This is a genomic window from Sandarakinorhabdus sp. FBCC-B8862 (assembly GCF_059745315.1).
The window spans coordinates 1000025-1015938 of the sequence record NZ_CM185574.1; the positions used below are offsets into that span (position 1 = coordinate 1000025).

The following is a 15914-nucleotide window of genomic DNA, read 5'->3' on the forward strand; positions in this document are numbered from 1 at the left end:
AATGGCCTTGAATGATGAAGAGCTGATGGCGCGCATGAACAAGTTCGTGCCGCCCACCGCCGCCATATTGGGGCAGGAGATATTGGAGATCGACAGCGCCGCCGGCGTGGTGAAGATGAAATTCCAGCCCATCGATGCCTGCCGCAACCCGATGGGCAATGTGCAGGGCGGCATCGTGGTTTCGATGCTGGATGATGCCGCGGCCTTTGCCGCCATCGTCAAGAGCGGCAAGCGCATCGGCATCCCGACCATCGAGCTCAAGACCAGTTTCTTTGCGCCAGCCAAGGCCGGCGTGCCGCTTTATGCCACCGGCCGCTGCCTGAAGCTGGGCAAGCGCATCGCCTTCATGGAGGCAGACCTGTTTGACGAGGCCGGCACCCTGCTCGCCCGCCTCACCACATCGGCCGTGCCGCTGGAACTGGACGGCCCCAGCAATCTGGTGGAACGCACATGACCGCCGAACCCGAAGTGTTGTTTGAACGCCGCGGCCATGCGCTGTGGATCATGCTGAACCGGCCGCAGGCGCTGAATGCGCTCAATCATCCAATGGCAGTGAGCATCCACCGGGCCATCATCGATGCCATCGGCGATCCGGCGGTGCGGCATCTGGTGATCAGCGGCGCCGGAGATCGGGCCTTTTGTGCCGGCGGCGATGTTGCCCTGCTCGGCCGGCGCGGCCGGGAAGACCGGGCCTTGTGGGAGAATTTCTTCCACGACGAATATCGCATGAACCAGGCGATTGCGCGGGTGCCCAAGCCGTGGGTGGCGTTGATCGATGGCATCACCATGGGCGGCGGCGTTGGCCTTTCCATCCACGGCCCCTATCGCGTGGCGACCGAGCGCACCCTGTTTGCCATGCCGGAAACCGGCATCGGCCTGATCCCCGATGTGGGCGGGACCCATGCGCTGGCGGCCCTGCCCGGCGAGATTGGCACCTGGTTGGCCCTGACCGGCGCGCGGCTGAAGGCCGCCGATCTGCGCTATTGCGGGATTGCCACCCATTATGTGCCATCGGCCCATCTGGCGACGCTGGGCGATCTGTTGGCGACCAGCCATGAGCCGCTGGACGCCGTGCTGGCCAGTTTTGACGAGGAGGCCGGCGAAGCGCCGTTGGCGGCGTATCGCGATGCCATTGATTTCCATTTCGGCCATGACCGGATGGAGGACATCATGGCGAGCCTGGACGCCGGTGACGACTGGGCGCGCGAACAGGCCGCCACCATCCGCCGCATGTCGCCCACCAGCTGCAAGCTGTCCCTCGCCGGCCTGCGCCTCGCGCGCGGGGTGGAGATCGAGGAGGCGCTGATCAACGAATATCGCATGGTCTGCGAGATCCGGAACGGCCATGATTTCTTCGAAGGCATCCGCGCCCAGCTGATCGACAAGGATCGCAACCCGAAGTGGCAGCCGGCGACGTTGGAGGGCGTGCGCGCAGAGGATGTGGCGCGGCACCTGGAGGTGCCGGAGACGGGGGATCTCACCTTCGAGTAACTGCAGAACTTGCCTGCAACTTCTGCCTTGTTGGCGCCGAAGAGCATGACTAAACTCATCACTTGTCCGGCCCTTCCGTGAAAGCAAATTACATGGTGCGGCAGCATGAGCTTTTGATTGCGGCCGCACTGTTCGGCCTCATGATTGCGCCGGCCCATGCGGCCAGCTTGCACACACTCTACCAGTTCCAGAGCAATCAGCCGATCGGCGCGGTGCCGGCAGGTGGTGTCGTGCTTGATGCCGCCGGCAATCTTTATGGCAGCACGCGATTCTATGGCACCACCAATTGGGGCAGCGTGTACCGCTTCACCCCCGGTGTCGGCATGACATCGCTCCATGATTACACGCCCACCACCGGGACCGTGCCCTATTCCGGCCTCACCCGCGATGGCGCGGGCAATCTGTACGGCACCAGCTTCAGCGGTGGCCAATATGGCGTTGGGACGGTGTTCCGCGTCTCGGCAGCTGGCGTGCACACGGTGCTGCACAATTTCAACGATGCCACCAGTGTTGCCTACAACCCGGTGGGCGGTGTGGTGCGCGATGGCAGCGGCAATCTTTATGGGGCTGCCAACGCCGGCATCTATCGCCTGACCGCAGGCGGGCAGTTCACCTTTCTGCACCTATTCACGGGCAGCAATGGCCAGAATCCCACATCCACCCCCATAATCGATCCGTCGGGGAATCTGATCGGCACGGCCAATATGGGGGGCAGTTTCCCGGCGCAGGGCGTGATCTACAGCCTTTCGCCCGGCGGCACCTACACGGCGCTGCACACATTTGGACAGGTCGTCGGCGCGCCAGCCAATCCCTATGCCGGGGTGATCGCTGATGCCGCCGGCAATCTTTATGGCACCACCCAGAATGGTGGCAGCGCCGGCTTTGGCACGGTGTTTCGCTGGTCACCAACGGCGGGCTTGACCATCTTGCACAATTTCGATGGCACCACGGGGCGCAACCCGATGGGCGGCCTGATCCGTGATGCCGCCGGCAACCTGTTTGGCACGGCGCGCCAGGGCGGGGACAATGGCACAAATCTTGGCACGGTCTTCCGCATCGCGGCCAACGGCAACTTCTCCACCCTGCACAGCTTCAGCGGTCCTGATGGTGCATGGCCCGAAGCCGCTCTGGTGGCCGACGCTGCGGGCAATCTGTTTGGCACGACAAGCAACGGCACCGGGAATTTTGGCACCATCTTCCGTATCAGCGATGCAGGCTTTGTTGCCGGCAGCGCAGTGCCGGAACCGGCGAGCTGGATGATGCTGGTGACCGGCTTTGGCCTTGCCGGCCTGGCCCTGCGGCGACGGCGCCACCAGGCCAGGCCGGCGGCCTGATCACAGCGCGTCGGCGGCCTTTGACACCAGCACGTTCACCGCCACGCGGCGGTTCTGCGCCTTGCCTTCCGGCGTGTCGTTGGGGGCGGCCGGATCGGCTTCGGCCATGCCGGTGGGCGTGAGCATGCGATAGGGTTTCCAGCCGCAGGCCTGTTGCACGAAGCTGACCACGCGGCTGGCGCGCTTCTCGCTCAGCTGCTGGTTATACTCTTCCGGCCCGGTATCATCGGTGTAGCCAACCACCAGCAGCAGGGCATTCTTCATGCCCTCCGCCGTTTTGGTGGTGGCGCAGAGTTCGGCTTTGGCCTGTTCCGACAGGGTCCATTTGCCGGTGTCGAAATAAATGTTGGCCGTGCGCTTGATGTCATATTGATCAATATCGGCAAAACGGCCCTTCAGCGCCTGGGTCGCGGCCGTCTGTTCGGCAAAACCCTGCGCCGTGCCGGTGTGGATCATGCGCGCGGTTTTCAGATCGGTGGTGCGGAACCGGATCTGGCTGGCGCGCAGCAGCTCGCCCGATTGCTGGGTATCCACCGTGACCGGCAGACCGTTCAGCAGCGCCGTGGCGGCCTGGGCAGAGCCGCCGAGCCCCAGAAAGCCGCCGGCCCCGCGGATGCGGGTGCTGTCATCAATCTCGACCACCGTTTTCGTGCCGTCTTCGGCCAGCACGGCCATGCGGCTGCCGTTGCGGGCGGCGATAATGCCTTTGAGCAGCGGTCCCTTTTCATAGCGGGGTGCGGTGACGAGCGTTTCGCCTGGTGGCTGGGCAGGCGCCGGATCCTGCGCCTGCGCGGCAAGCGGGGTGACGGCAATCAGTGCCAGGGCAGTGGCAACCGGAATGGACGTGATACGCATAAGCTACTCCCTCATGACCATGGGCCAGGCCGAAGCCGCAGGGCTGGCCAGGCGCCAACGCCGCGTGGCACCGCCAGAGACGGGCTGCGCGCGGCGGCACCAGTTCCGCCCGTGCGCGCTTGCTGCTGGCTGAACAACGGCCGCGACAGCCGACCAATCGACACGAATCCGCGATGGGATGGGGCGCACCGCAACAAAAAGGGGCGGCCCGGGAAGGCCGCCCCCCTGATCGGTGCGAGGATCGAACTGGCGGGTGATCAGGCAGCCAGAGCATCGCGGCGGCGGCGGCGGGCGAAGCCGACGAGACCGATGCCAGCGATCATCATGGCCCAGGTGCCCGGTTCCGGGATTGAGGGCGGCAGTGGGGCCGGGTTTGACGAGAAGTTTCCGGTCAACACCCCGCGGAAGCTCGCAAGCGCCCGATTGTTGGTCTGGCTGAGCAGCGGCAGGATCGAGGTGAGGGTGAAACCGATATCGTAGGAGGAACCACCGCTGAAGTTCAGGAAGTCGGAGCTGTAGCTGATCGTCGAGCCGCCGGTGGTGGAGCCGTTGATGCCGCCGGTGCTGCCAGCGCTGGTGCCGGTGAAGGTCACCTGGCTGAAGCTGCCCGAGAGCAGGTTGCGGCCGGACGCATTGCCGTAGGTGACGGTGTTGTTGGCCGTGAAGGAGAAGGTGCCGGTCAACGATGTCTGGGTGATCTGCGTGCCGTTGCGGGTGGCCGGCGTGTTGGTCACCGTGCCTTCGAGCAGCAACTTGGCGGGGATGCCGGAGTTGAACGTGCTCGAGAAGCCGCCAAGATCCTTGTAGAAGAAGACGACATTCGTGGCACCGGCAACCGTGCCGTTGGACCGCGACGTGGTGTAGAAGCTGACGTTCCTGGCATTGTTGCCGGCGGTGTTGGCCGCGCTGCGCACCCAACGGAAATTGGTGCCGGTTGCGGTTGAGGAATAGGTGGCAAAGGTCACCACATTCGTGGCGGACACCGAGGTGGAGGCCAGCAGGGCAAGGGTGGCAACAGCGAGGGTGGAGGCGAACTTCATGAGGGGCACCTTTCAGAGCGAAATCGACGCCCTGACCGTTCTGCAATGAACGTGCCAATCGACAGGAACTGCTAAATCCCTGAAATTACTGCCCGCAATCTGAGAACTGGCCGCTTGCCTGTAAGGCTATTCGGTGTTGGCCAACATGGCCATACAGACTTTGGTCTGGCGAATTGGCGGCTGTGCAAAAGCAACCGGGCAAACGAAAAGGGCCCGCCGAAGCGGGCCCTTCCCTGTTTCAGTTGCTGAACGCCGATCAGGCGGCGACAGCGACCCGGCGACGGCGGCGGGCGAAGCCCACCAGGCCCATGCCGGCGATCATCATCGCCCAGGTGCCCGGTTCCGGGATCGACGGAGCGATCGGGGCCGGGTCGGACGAGAAGTTGCCGGTCATCACGGCGCGGAAGTTCGGCAGCGCGCGGTTGGCGGTGAACGTCAGCAGCGGCGCGATCGAGGTCAGCGTCAGACCGATGTCGAAGGTGGAAGCACCAGCGAACGTCAGGAAGTCCGACGTGTAAGTGATGCTCGAGCCGCCGCCGGTCGAACCGTTGATGGCACCCGAGCTGCCGCCGTTGGTGCCGGTGAAGGTCAGCTGGCTGAACGTGCCCGAGAGCAGGTTGGTGCCAGACGTGCTGCCGTAGGTCACGGTGTTGTTGGCGGTGAACGCGAAGCTGCCGGTGATCAGCGTCTGGGTGACGGTGGTGCCGTTCAGCGTCGCCGGCGTGTTGGTCACGGTGCCGGAGAGCAGCAGCTTGGCCGGGATGCCAGCGTTGAAGAAGGACGAGAAGCCGCCAAGATCCTTGAAGAAGAAGGCGACGTTGGTCGAACCGGCGACAGTGCCGTTGGCGGTTGCCGTCGTGTAGAAGGTGGCATTGCGGGCGTTGTTGCCAGCCACGGTGTTGGCGCTGCGCACCCAGCGGAAGTTGGTGCCGGTGGCGGTCGACGAATAGGTGGCGAACGTCACCAGGTTGGTGGCGGCGACCGAGGTCGAGGCCAGCAGGGCGGCAGCGGCGAGAGCCAGTTTGGACGAGAGCTTCATGAGAGCACCTTCTGGTTGGACAAATGAACTACGCCAGCATCTATGCAAAGCGCGTGCCAAATATGAATTTTATCTAAACGACTGAAATATCGCGGTTAAAATCGATTAACCTCTTTCCGGTTGTAAGGCAGAGCTAACAGAGTCCTGCTTCATGGCCGCGTGAGAAGGCGAAGCAACGGGTGCCACAAACGAAAAAGGGCCCGCCATCGCGAGCCCTTTTCCAAACAGAAATGATTGATCAAGGATCAGGCAGCGACGACAATCTGTCGGCGGCGGCGGGCGAGGCCCACCAAGCCGATGCCGGCGATCATCATCGCCCAGGTGCCCGGTTCCGGGATCGACGGCGGCAGCGGGGCCGGGTCGGACGAGAAGTTGCCGGTCATCACCGCACGGAAGCTGCGCAGCGCCTGGCCGGAGTTGAAGCCCACCACCGGGTTTACCGAGGTCAGGGTCAGGCCAAGGTCAAAGGTCGACGAGCCAGCGAAGGTCAGGAAGTCCGACGTGTAGGTGATGGAGGAACCACCGCCGGTCGAACCATTGATGCTGCCGGTGGTGCCGGCCGTGTTGCCCGAGAAGATCACCTGGCTGAAGGTGCCCGACAGCAGGTTGGTGCCAGAAGCCGGGCCGTAGGTGACCGTGTTGTTGGCGGTGAATGCGAAGCTGCCGGTGATGTTCGTCTGGGTGATGGTGCCGCTGGCGCTGGTTGCAGCCGTGTTGGTCACGGTGCCCGACAGCATCAGCTTGGCCGGAATGCCGGCGATGAAGGCGCTGGAGAAGCCGCCAAGATCCTTGAAGAAGAACACCACATTGGTGCTGCCAGCCGTGTTCGCGCTGGCCGTGGCGGTGGTGTAGAATTGCGCATCCTTGTTGCCGTTGGTGGCGAGCCGCGCCCAACGGAAGTTGGTGCCCGTCGCCGTCGACGAATAGGTGGCAAAGGTGACAAGGTTGGTGGCCGAGGCGGCGCCGGCGGCCGCGAGGCTGGCGGTGGCCAGGATGGCCAGCTTGGTGATGGTGCGCATTTCAAACCCCCTGAATGACAACCGGTCCGAGTCTGACCGGGGCACAGGCAATTCTTGCCAAATGATAAACAAAATCTCAACAACAAATTTACCATGGCTTAAACTTTTTGCAAAAGGCTGGTCTCGTGCCGGCCAGCAGCGGCCCGGTGGTCGCACGCGGCCCTTTCCGCCGGCAGCGGGGTGGATTTTGCCAGGCGCTGCCTGTAGGGCACGCCGCATCAGCCGCCGCCGGGACGACAAGACCATGACCATCGCCATCGCTTCCGATCATGCCGGCTTTGCCCTGAAGGCCGAACTGGCGGCCGAACTGGCCGCGCAGGGGCATGATGTGCTGGATCTGGGCCCACATGACGATGGCCGGGTGGACTATCCCGATTATGGACGGGCGATTGGCGAAGCGATCAGCACCGGCCGTGCCGACCGGGGCATTGCCATCTGCGGTTCCGGCATCGGCATTTCCATTGCCGCCAACCGCGTGGCCGGGGTGCGTTGCGCACTGGTGACCAGCGGCCTGATGGCGCGGCTGGCCCGCCAGCACAATGATGCCAATTGCATCGCGCTGGGCAGCCGGATAATCGGCCCGGAAACCGCCCGCGATTGCGTGCACGAATTTCTGAACACGCCCTTTGAAGGCGGCCGCCATGCCGGGCGCGTTGCCAAGCTGGGTTGAGGGAGACCATCGATGAGCAGCCAGCCGATTGCGGATATCCGCCCCGATGGGTTTTTCGAAACGCCGGTTGCCGGCAGCGATCCGGCCGTGGCTGCCGCGATTGCCGCCGAGCTTGACCGCCAGCAGAACCAGATCGAGCTGATCGCGAGCGAAAACATCGTGTCGCGCGCCGTGCTGGAGGCGCAAGGCTCGGTGTTCACCAACAAATATGCCGAAGGCTATCCCGGCAAGCGTTATTATCAGGGCTGCCACCCGTCGGACGTGGTGGAGCAATTGGCCATCGATCGCGCCAAGGCGCTGTTTGGCGCCGAATATGCCAATGTGCAGCCGCATTCGGGCGCGCAGGCCAATGGTGCGGTCATGCTGGCACTGGTGAAGCCGGGCGAGACCATCCTGGGCATGAGCCTGGATGCCGGCGGCCACCTGACCCATGGCGCCAAGGCGGCGATGAGCGGCAAATGGTTCAACGCCGTGCAATATGGCGTGCGTCGCGAGGATCATCTGATCGATTATGACGAGGTGGAGCGCCTGGCCGTTGAGCACAAGCCGGTGCTGATCATTGCTGGTGGTTCCGCGTATCCGCGCCATATTGATTTCGCCCGGTTCCGTGCCATTGCCGACAAGGTGGGCGCGCGCCTGCATGTGGACATGGCGCATTTCGCCGGGCTGGTGGCGGCGGGCCTGCACCCCTCCCCCATCCCGCATGCCGATGTGGTGACGACGACCACGCACAAGACGCTGCGCGGGCCCCGGGGTGGCATGATCCTGAGCCGCGATGCCGAACTGGGCAAGAAGTTCAACAGCGCCGTGTTCCCCGGCCTGCAGGGCGGCCCGCTGATGCATGTGATTGCCGCCAAGGCCGTGGCCTTTGGCGAGGCGCTGCAGCCGGAGTTCAAGGATTACAGCCGCGCGGTGATCGCCAACGCGCAAGCCCTGGCGGCCCGGCTGGTGGAGCGCGGCTGCGCCGTGGTGGCCGGCGGCACCGACACGCACCTGGCGCTGATCGACCTCAGCCCCAAGGGCATCACCGGCAAGGATGCGGACGAAGCGCTGGAGCGCGCCGGCATCACCTGCAACAAGAATGGCGTGCCGTTCGATCCGCTGCCGCCGACCAAGACCAGCGGCATCCGCGTCGGCAGCCCGGCCGGCACCACCCGCGGCTTTGGCATCGCCGAATTCCAGGCGATTGGCGATATGATCGCCGATGTGCTGGACGGGCTGGCCGCCAATGGCCATGATGGCAATGCGGCGGTTGAGCAGGCGGTGAATGCCCGCGTGCGGGCGCTGTGCGCGCGGTTCCCGATCTATCCGGCCTGAACCGCCGCGCCAGGCGGAAGGGAGCGGGCAATGGCGGAAGACGGACAGGGTGACGGCAAGCCGGAACCCGACAAGCTGACCCGGCTGGCGGAAGACGCCGCCGCGGCCGGCCGCCGGGCGCTGGACAATGAAACCGGCCGGCAGATTGCCGACATCGCCGATGCCGGCTTCACCCGCGCCGGGCAGATGGTGGACAATCTGCTCGACAGCCCCGGCGGGCAACAGGTGAAGCAGGGCGCCAATGATCTGTTGAACAAGGCCGGGCCGGTGAGCCAGAGCGATGCTGGCCGCAACATCATTGCCGGCGCAGCGGTGGGCTTTTTCATTGGCCTGATCTTTTCCTTCATCGGCATTTTCTGGGGCACGATTCTGGGCGCGGGCCTTGGTTTCCTGCGCACCATCACCCGGAGGCCCTGATGCGCTGCCCCTTCTGCGGCCATGATGACACCCAGGTGAAAGACAGCCGGCCGACGGAAGACGCGGCCGCAATCCGCCGCCGTCGCCAGTGCCCGGCCTGTGGGGGCCGCTTCACCACCTTTGAGCGGGTGCAGCTGCGCGAACTGATCATCGTCAAGAAGACTGGCCGCAAGGAGCCGTTCGAGCGCGACAAGCTGGCGCGGTCCATCGAGATCGCCTGCCGCAAACGCCCGGTGGAGGCCGAACGCATCGAGCGGCTGGTCAACGGCGTGGTGCGCCAGCTGGAATCGCTGGGCGAGGCCGAGATTGATGTGGGCGTGGTGGGCGAGCTGGTGATGGAGGCGCTGCAAAGCCTCGATCCGGTGGCCTATATCCGCTTTGCCAGCGTGTATCGCGATTTCCGCGAGGCGAAGGATTTCGAGACCTTTGTGGGCGGCCTGAGCGAAGCGGTGAGCGGCACCCAGGGCAAAGCCGACTGACAGCGCCGGCCAAAGCCGATAAGGGCAGCGCCATGAACCTGCCGCCCGAACCGCCCCGCATGCCGCCCAATCCGCCGGCCATCATCCTGGTGCGCCCGCAATTGGGCATGAACATTGGCGCGGTGGCGCGTGCCATGCTGAACTTTGGCCTGACGGAACTGCGCCTGGTGGCCCCGCGCGATGGCTGGCCCAATCCCGAAGCCGGGCCATCGGCAGCCGGCGCCGATGCGGTGATCGAAGGCGCGGTGGTGTTTGACACGCTGGCCGATGCCATTGCCGATTGCGCGCTGACCATCGGCACCGCGATGACCACGCGCGACATGATCCGCCGGGTCACCTCACCGGCTGGCGCCGTGGCCGAAATGCGCGCGGCGCCGGTGACATCGGCGCTGGTCTTCGGGCCGGAGCGCACCGGGCTGACGCGTGATGATCTGCTGCACTGCCATGCGCTGTGCACCATTCCCAGCAACCCGGATTTCGGCAGCCTCAACCTGGCGCAGGCGGTGGCGGTGATGGGCTATGCCTGGGTGATGGCGCATGATGCGCCGCCGCCCAGCTGGATCGTCAATCACGAAGGCCCCGCCCCGCAGGCTGATCTTGCCGGGCTGATCGCGGCGCTGGAAGCGCAACTGGCGGACAACGGCTGGTTCAACCCTGCCCCAGGCCGCAGCGAAAGCGCGCGGCGCATGCTGCGCAACATCCTGACCCGGCCAGGCTTCACCGCGGCCGAGGTGCAGTTCCTGCGCGGTGTGGTGCGCAGCCTGGCCCAGCCGCGGCGGGGCGGCTGAGCCGCCTATTTGCGCTCGATCGCCTTCGCGGCGCCACCGCCGAGCAGCAGGCCAAAGATGATGCCCAGCGCGATCTGATCGAAGATGATGCCGAGCAGCAGGCAGATGAAGAAAGTGCCGCCGCCGGTGCCGACCTGCTTGTTGTCCATGCCTTGCCTCCCGCCTGTGGATTTGATGACGTGGCTGTAATCTTTCGTCAATGGGCAAGGCGTGACAGGGCGGGGCGGAGCGCGTAAACCCCGGCGCATGACTCAGTTTCCGCACACCCGCCTGCGCCGCACCCGCATGACCGCGTGGAGCCGCGATCTCCACCGCGAGACCAGCCTGTCACCGGCCAATCTGATCTGGCCGTTGTTCCCCACCGAAGGCCATGACCAGGAAGTGCCGGTGGGCACCATGCCGGGCGTGTCGCGCCTGTCGGTTGACCGGCTGGCCAAGGCGGCGAAGGAAGCCGCGTCCCTGGGCATTCCGGCGGTGGCGCTGTTTCCGCACACCAGCCCGGATCGGCGCAGCGAGGATGCCAAGGAAGCGCTGAACCCCGACAACCTCATTTGCCGTGCCATCCGCGCCATCAAGGATGCCGCGCCGGAAGTGGGGGTGCTCACCGATGTGGCGCTCGATCTTTACACCAGCCATGGCCACGACGGGCTGATTTCTGACAGCGGCGAGATCTTGAACGACGCCACGGTGGAGATGCTGGTCGGCCAGTCGCTGAACCAGGCCCGCGCCGGCTGTGACATCATCGCGCCATCCGACATGATGGATGGCCGCATCGAGGCCATTCGCGCCGGGCTGGAGGGCGACGGGTTCCACAACACCCAGATCATGGCTTATTCGGCAAAATATGCCTCGGCCTTTTATGGCCCCTATCGCGATGCGGTGGGCAGCGGCGGCGTGCTGAAAGGCGACAAGAAAACCTATCAGATGGACCCGGCCAATGCCCGCGAGGCGCTGCGCGAAGTGGCGATGGACATCGAGGAGGGCGCCGACTCGGTGATGGTGAAGCCGGGCATGCCCTATCTCGACATCATCCGCGCCATCCGCGATGCCTTTGATGTGCCGGTGTTCGCCTATCAGGTGTCAGGCGAATATGCGATGCTGGAAGCCGCGATTGCCGCCGGCGTGCTGGATCGCGGCAAGGGCGTGCTGGAGGCCCTGATGAGCTTCCGCCGGGCCGGGTGCAACGGCGTCCTCACCTATCACGCGCCGCTGGCGGCGCGGCTGATGGGGGCGTGACATGCCCATGAAGGAAATGGTTTCAGCTTTTCGGGAAGCCATTTCTCGGGCGCCGGACAAGAAGAAGGTGATTGCGATATATTTGTTCGGGATCGAACATGCTGACGCGCTGGAAGGGCTGAATCTGAAGGAGCTGGCTCGATTGGCTGGTGAGCCTGAAGCTTATGGAACCGAGCTTTCAAAGGCGAGAAATTTGGCCCCCTACGTCAAGATTGTGGCTGAGCTGGAATGACCGACCGCTTCCACGTGCAACGGTTCTCATCAGTGCAGCCATTCAGGGCGTGAGCGCCCGCTGCCAGCGCCAGACCTCGCCATCCTCCGGCTCGACCACCGTGCCGACAAAGGCAAAGCCGTTGCGGCGCAGGACGGTGGTTGAGGCGTTTTCCGTCATCAACGTGTGGGCAATGACTGTCTGCGCGCCGGCCTCGCGGGCGATGGCGATCAGGCCGGCGGCGATGGCGGTGGCCACGCCCTGCCCTTCGCACAGCGGGAACGTGCCATAGCCGATTTCGACGACCCCATTGGCGTCGGGCGCCGCCTTGAAACCGCCCAGGCCCCTGATGCTTTCGCCAATTATGCTGCCATCGTCCGCCAGGGCCCACCAATCGGCCCAGGGCGCCGGGCGCGGGTTGGCGCCCATGATGGCCAAAATCTCGGCCAGATGGGCGCGGCCTTCCTGCGGGGTGGGATAATGGCGGGTGATGCCGGCCAGCAGTGCGGGTGACGGATCGGCCAGATCAGCCGCGCTGGCCGGGACGAGGCGGATCACCCGTCGATCAGGATGACATCAAAGCCCAGCCGGGTGACGCCATCGGCGCGCTGGCCCAGGGCCTGGCCAAAGATCACCGGCGGCATCGGCCCGCCGACCTTCTGATCAAGATCGTGGGCCAGCGTCTCATCCTGGCCCAGCAGCGGATCGCCGGCGAAATACATCTGCGTCACCAGGCGGTTGAGCTGCCCATCGACCTGATAATGGATATGCTTGGCGCGCCAGCTTGAGCCGACATTATAGGCGCCCGGTTCGATGCTGAGGAAACGATAGGCGCCATCCTTGTCGGCCACCAGGCTGGCAAAGCCTTCGAAATTGGGATCGAGCGGCACCGTGCTGTTGTCACTCTTGTGGGCATAGCGGCCGCCGGCATTGGCCTGCCAGATCTCGATCTTCGCGCCCGGAACCGGTTGGCCCTTCATGTTGAGGATGCGGCCCGACACCTCGACCAGCTTGCCGGTCGCCTTGCCGGCGCGGCCGGCCACCTGCACCAGATCGGCATCGGCGTCGGACGGCTTTTGCACCGGATAAAAGGGCCCCAGCGCCATCGGCATGGTTGGGTCTGCAGCCAGGGCCGGGGCCGCCAGGCCGCCCGCCATTACCAAGCCGGCCTGCCCCAGCAGACGCCGCCGCGTGATGATCATCGTATATCCCCCCGTTGATTGCGCACAGCGTTCCACGCGATTTTGCACAGGTCAAGCCGGCCGGGCCAATGCTTGCAACCGCGCCCCCCCTGCCCTAACGCGAATCCCATGACGGATCGCTATCGCATCGCGGTGTTGGGGGCTTCGGGCTATACCGGGGCTGATCTGGTGCGCCTGGCGCTGACGCATCCGCGTATGGAGATCGTGGCGCTGGCCGCCAATGCCAAGGCCGGGCAGACCATGGCGCAGATCTGGCCGCACTTCGCGCCTTATCCGAACCTGCCAGTGCTGGCGAAGGCCGACGCTATTGATTTTGCCGAGATCGATGCGGTGTTCGGCTGCCTGCCGCACGCGGCGTCGGCGGAATTGCTGTCGACCATCCATGGCCCGCGCATCATCGATCTGTCGGCGGATTTCCGGCTGAAGGATGCCGAAACCTATGCGGCCTGGTATGGCGGTGCGCATCCGGCACCGGCCCTGTTGGCGCAAGCGGTTTACGGCCTGACCGAGTTTGCGCGTGATGCGCTGCCGGCGGCGCGCATTGCCGCCTGCCCGGGCTGCTATCCCACGGCCGTGCTGCTGGCGCTGTTGCCGCTGGTGGCCGCCCACGCGATTTCGGCGGACAATATCACCGTCAACGCGCTGTCGGGCGTGTCGGGCGCCGGGCGCAGTCTGAAGGAAGCCAATCTCTTCCCCGAAGTGGCCGAAGCCGTGCACCCCTATGGCATCGGCCATCACCGCCACATGCCGGAAATGGAGCAGGAACTGGGCTTGCGGGCCGGCCGCGACGTGCGGATCAGCTTCACGCCGCACCTGATCCCGATGAACCGCGGCGAGCTGGTCACCTGCATCGTCGAAACCCCGCACGGGCCCGATTATCTGCGTGAGGTGCTGGCCGATGCCTATGCCCAAGAGCCGTTCGTGCATCTGCTGCCGGCCGGCGTGGCCCCAGCGACCCGCATGGTGCGCGGGTCAAACCATGTCGTGGTGAATGTGTTTGCCGATCGCGTGCCCGGCCGGGCCATCGTGATCGCCGCCATCGACAATCTGGTGAAGGGCTCTTCGGGCCAGGCCATCCAGAATTTCAACCTGATGTTCGGCTTGCCCGAAACCATGGGGTTGGAACAGGCGCCGCTGTTCCCATGAAGATGTTCCCATGATCGAAACCGCCCGCCTGATCCTGCGGCCGTGGCGGGATGATGACCGCGCACCCTTTGCCGCGATGGGGCAGGACCCTGAGGTGATGCGCCATCTGGGGCCACTGCTGGACCGTGCCGGCAGTGATGCCATCGTGGATCGGCTGATGGCCATGCACGCGGTGCTGGGCCACACATTCTGGGCGCTGGAACGGCGGGACAATGGCGCGTTCATCGGCTTTTGCGGGCTGAAAATGGCGCCGCTGGGCATCCCCGGCCTGTCGGGCGCGCCGGAGATCGGCTGGCGGCTGGCGCGGAGCGCCTGGGGCCAGGGCTTTGCCAGCGAAGCGGCGCAGGCCAGCCTCGATTGGGGCTGGCGCCAAGGCTTCGGCCGCATCGTGTCGATGACCGTGCCCGACAACACGAAGAGCCAGGCAGTGATGACGCGCATCGGCATGCGGCGGCGCGCCGATCTGGATTTCGATCACCCCAATCTGGCCGAAGACAACCCGCTGCGCCCGCATGTGGCGTTTGACATCACGCCATGAGCATCCACCCCTTTGGCGAGGATTGGCCGCAGATTGCGGAGGATGCCTTCATCGCAGCCGGTGCGCAGATCATCGGCAAGGTGGTGATCGGCGCCGCCAGTTCGATATGGTTCAACTGTGTGCTGCGCGGCGATGTCGGGCGGATCAGCGTGGGCGCGCGCAGCAACATCCAGGACGGCAGCATCGTGCACGTGACGGGCGGCCGGTTTGATACGCACATCGGTGATGATGTGCTGATCGGCCATGGCTGCATCATCCACGGCTGCCGCATTGAAAGCGGCGCCTTCATCGGCATGGGCGCGGTGGTGCTGGATGGCGCCGTGGTCGAAGGCGGCGCAATGCTGGCGGCCGGCGCCCTGCTCACGCCGGGCAAGCGCTTGCCGGCGGGCGAATTGTGGGCCGGCCAGCCAGCCAGGTTTCTGCGCGCACTGACCGAGACCGAACAGGCCGCCAACCGGGCCGGAGCGGCGGGCTATGCCCGGTTGGCGCAGCAGTATCGGGCGGGCTAGGCGCTATTTGTCCGTCCCCTTGGCCTTCCCCCATTGGCGGGCGGCGGTGTAGCCAAGATAGCCGGTGCCGAACAGCGCATAGAGCGGTTCGGGCAAGCCATTGAGATAGCGGGTCATGCCTTGCGCGATGTCGTTCGCCATCTGTGGCTGCACGGCGGCGATCAGGCCCATCGGGATCGACCACAACAGCAGCGCGTACATGACATAAAGGAAGCTGGGCCGAGCCCGGCTGGTCCAGGGATCGGCGCTGCCGGCTTCGGCGACAATGGCCGACAATTGGGTGGAGAGCAGCTCCAGCTCCTGGCTGTTCTGCAGCTTGACCAGTTCCAGCTTGGCAGCGTCACGGGCCTTGGGATCGGGGATGATCTTGTCAATCAAGCCGGCGATGGGGGCGATCAGGGCATTCAGAACTGACATGTTCGTGCCTTTCCGGTGAGAGGAAGGCGCGAAGATAACCAAATTGGTTCGTGTAGGACAGACACAGCAGGATGTGCGGCTGTTGGGGGTTGAATGGAGGAGAAAATGGTCGGAGCGACAGGATTCGAACCTGCGACCTCCAGACCCCCAGTCTGATGCGCTACCAGGCTGCGCTACGCTCCGAACCGGGGTGGGGCTTAGGGGCA

21 protein-coding genes and 1 tRNA gene are annotated in these 15914 nt (G+C 65.0%); 13 read left to right on the forward strand and 9 right to left on the reverse strand.

Translation table 11 applies throughout. The annotated features are described in order from the left end of the window. Window position 1: 1 nt before the first annotated feature. From AC6BOR_RS04780 to AC6BOR_RS04790, 3 genes are all read left to right on the forward strand, one after another. Window positions 2-454 carry a PaaI family thioesterase gene (locus AC6BOR_RS04780; protein WP_498060055.1) on the forward strand — a complete coding sequence of 151 codons (453 nt, stop codon included), beginning with the start codon at window positions 2-4 and terminating at the stop codon, window positions 452-454. Further along, window positions 451-1491 carry an enoyl-CoA hydratase/isomerase family protein gene (locus AC6BOR_RS04785; RefSeq protein ID WP_498060056.1) on the forward strand — a complete coding sequence of 347 codons (1041 nt, stop codon included), beginning with the start codon at window positions 451-453 and terminating at the stop codon, window positions 1489-1491. Before AC6BOR_RS04780 ends, AC6BOR_RS04785 begins: the two co-directional genes overlap by 4 nt. A 92-nt stretch (window positions 1492-1583) precedes the next feature. Further along, window positions 1584-2825: a choice-of-anchor tandem repeat GloVer-containing protein gene (locus AC6BOR_RS04790; RefSeq protein WP_498060057.1), complete on the forward strand. Its 1242-nt coding sequence runs from the start codon at window positions 1584-1586 to the stop codon at window positions 2823-2825. Here AC6BOR_RS04790 and AC6BOR_RS04795 read toward each other — a convergent pair whose 3' ends face one another. From AC6BOR_RS04795 to AC6BOR_RS04810, 4 genes are all read right to left on the reverse strand, one after another. Continuing rightward, window positions 2826-3680: an OmpA family protein gene (locus AC6BOR_RS04795; protein ID WP_498060058.1), complete on the reverse strand. Its 855-nt coding sequence runs from the start codon at window positions 3678-3680 to the stop codon at window positions 2826-2828. Between the two features lie 257 nt (window positions 3681-3937). Next, complete coding sequence (locus AC6BOR_RS04800) at window positions 3938-4720, reverse strand: PEPxxWA-CTERM sorting domain-containing protein (RefSeq protein ID WP_498060059.1); 783 nt, start codon at window positions 4718-4720, stop codon at window positions 3938-3940. 256 nt (window positions 4721-4976) lie between these two features. Next, entirely contained in the window at window positions 4977-5759 is a 783-nt protein-coding gene (locus tag AC6BOR_RS04805) for a PEPxxWA-CTERM sorting domain-containing protein (RefSeq protein ID WP_498060060.1), read from the reverse strand. Window positions 5760-6004: 245 nt separating this feature from the next. Beyond that, entirely contained in the window at window positions 6005-6778 is a 774-nt protein-coding gene (locus tag AC6BOR_RS04810; RefSeq protein WP_498060061.1) for a PEPxxWA-CTERM sorting domain-containing protein, read from the reverse strand. Between the two features lie 244 nt (window positions 6779-7022). Between AC6BOR_RS04810 and rpiB the strand changes: the two genes are divergently transcribed. The 5 genes from rpiB to AC6BOR_RS04835 are packed head-to-tail and all read left to right on the forward strand — an operon-like array spanning window position 7023 to window position 10449. Next, the gene (rpiB, locus tag AC6BOR_RS04815) at window positions 7023-7448 is read left to right on the forward strand and encodes a ribose 5-phosphate isomerase B (RefSeq protein WP_498060062.1); all 426 of its coding nucleotides are present in this window, start codon (window positions 7023-7025) and stop codon (window positions 7446-7448) included. A gap of 12 nt (window positions 7449-7460) precedes the next feature. Next, complete coding sequence (glyA, locus tag AC6BOR_RS04820; protein ID WP_498060063.1) at window positions 7461-8765, forward strand: serine hydroxymethyltransferase; 1305 nt, start codon at window positions 7461-7463, stop codon at window positions 8763-8765. A gap of 30 nt (window positions 8766-8795) precedes the next feature. Continuing rightward, window positions 8796-9182 (forward strand): hypothetical protein, encoded by a 387-nt coding sequence (locus AC6BOR_RS04825; protein WP_498060064.1) that lies wholly within the window; start codon window positions 8796-8798, stop codon window positions 9180-9182. Continuing rightward, window positions 9182-9661 (forward strand): transcriptional regulator NrdR, encoded by a 480-nt coding sequence (nrdR, locus tag AC6BOR_RS04830; protein WP_498060065.1) that lies wholly within the window; start codon window positions 9182-9184, stop codon window positions 9659-9661. Before AC6BOR_RS04825 ends, nrdR begins: the two co-directional genes overlap by 1 nt. 32 nt (window positions 9662-9693) lie before the next feature. Beyond that, on the forward strand, window positions 9694-10449 hold the full coding sequence (locus AC6BOR_RS04835; protein WP_498060066.1) for an RNA methyltransferase: 756 nt from the start codon (window positions 9694-9696) through the stop codon (window positions 10447-10449). 5 nt (window positions 10450-10454) lie between these two features. On the opposite strand, the gene AC6BOR_RS04840 is transcribed toward AC6BOR_RS04835, so the two are convergent. Then, window positions 10455-10598 carry a hypothetical protein gene (locus tag AC6BOR_RS04840; protein ID WP_498060067.1) on the reverse strand — a complete coding sequence of 48 codons (144 nt, stop codon included), beginning with the start codon at window positions 10596-10598 and terminating at the stop codon, window positions 10455-10457. A 97-nt stretch (window positions 10599-10695) separates the two neighbouring features. On the opposite strand from AC6BOR_RS04840, the gene hemB reads away from it, so the two are divergent. Both hemB and AC6BOR_RS04850 read left to right on the forward strand, forming a co-directional pair. Further along, a complete protein-coding gene (gene hemB, locus AC6BOR_RS04845; protein ID WP_498060068.1) occupies window positions 10696-11685 on the forward strand; it encodes a porphobilinogen synthase in 990 nt (329 codons plus the stop codon). 1 nt (window position 11686) lies between these two features. Next, window positions 11687-11917, forward strand: a complete 231-nt coding sequence (locus tag AC6BOR_RS04850) for an HTH-like domain-containing protein (protein ID WP_498060069.1) — start codon at window positions 11687-11689, stop codon at window positions 11915-11917. Between the two features lie 42 nt (window positions 11918-11959). Here AC6BOR_RS04850 and AC6BOR_RS04855 read toward each other — a convergent pair whose 3' ends face one another. Both AC6BOR_RS04855 and AC6BOR_RS04860 read right to left on the reverse strand, forming a co-directional pair. Then, window positions 11960-12454, reverse strand: coding sequence for a GNAT family N-acetyltransferase (locus AC6BOR_RS04855; protein ID WP_498060070.1), 495 nt, complete (start codon window positions 12452-12454; stop codon window positions 11960-11962). After that, window positions 12451-13098, reverse strand: a complete 648-nt coding sequence (locus AC6BOR_RS04860; RefSeq protein WP_498060071.1) for a dioxygenase family protein — start codon at window positions 13096-13098, stop codon at window positions 12451-12453. The genes AC6BOR_RS04855 and AC6BOR_RS04860 overlap by 4 nt, the downstream gene beginning before the upstream one ends. 108 nt (window positions 13099-13206) lie before the next feature. Between AC6BOR_RS04860 and argC the strand changes: the two genes are divergently transcribed. The 3 genes from argC to AC6BOR_RS04875 are packed head-to-tail and all read left to right on the forward strand — an operon-like array spanning window position 13207 to window position 15291. Beyond that, window positions 13207-14244 carry an N-acetyl-gamma-glutamyl-phosphate reductase gene (gene argC / locus AC6BOR_RS04865; RefSeq protein ID WP_498060072.1) on the forward strand — a complete coding sequence of 346 codons (1038 nt, stop codon included), beginning with the start codon at window positions 13207-13209 and terminating at the stop codon, window positions 14242-14244. A gap of 10 nt (window positions 14245-14254) precedes the next feature. Continuing rightward, window positions 14255-14782 carry a GNAT family N-acetyltransferase gene (locus AC6BOR_RS04870; protein WP_498060073.1) on the forward strand — a complete coding sequence of 176 codons (528 nt, stop codon included), beginning with the start codon at window positions 14255-14257 and terminating at the stop codon, window positions 14780-14782. Then, a complete protein-coding gene (locus AC6BOR_RS04875; RefSeq protein ID WP_498060074.1) occupies window positions 14779-15291 on the forward strand; it encodes a gamma carbonic anhydrase family protein in 513 nt (170 codons plus the stop codon). Before AC6BOR_RS04870 ends, AC6BOR_RS04875 begins: the two co-directional genes overlap by 4 nt. Before the next feature lie 3 nt (window positions 15292-15294). Here the strand turns inward: AC6BOR_RS04875 and AC6BOR_RS04880 are convergent, their stop codons facing one another. Together AC6BOR_RS04880 and AC6BOR_RS04885 are read right to left on the reverse strand one after the other, a co-directional pair. Further along, on the reverse strand, window positions 15295-15708 hold the full coding sequence (locus AC6BOR_RS04880) for a holin family protein (RefSeq protein ID WP_086117138.1): 414 nt from the start codon (window positions 15706-15708) through the stop codon (window positions 15295-15297). 106 nt (window positions 15709-15814) lie between these two features. Further along, window positions 15815-15891, reverse strand: a tRNA-Pro gene (locus AC6BOR_RS04885). Window positions 15892-15914: the final 23 nt, after the last annotated feature.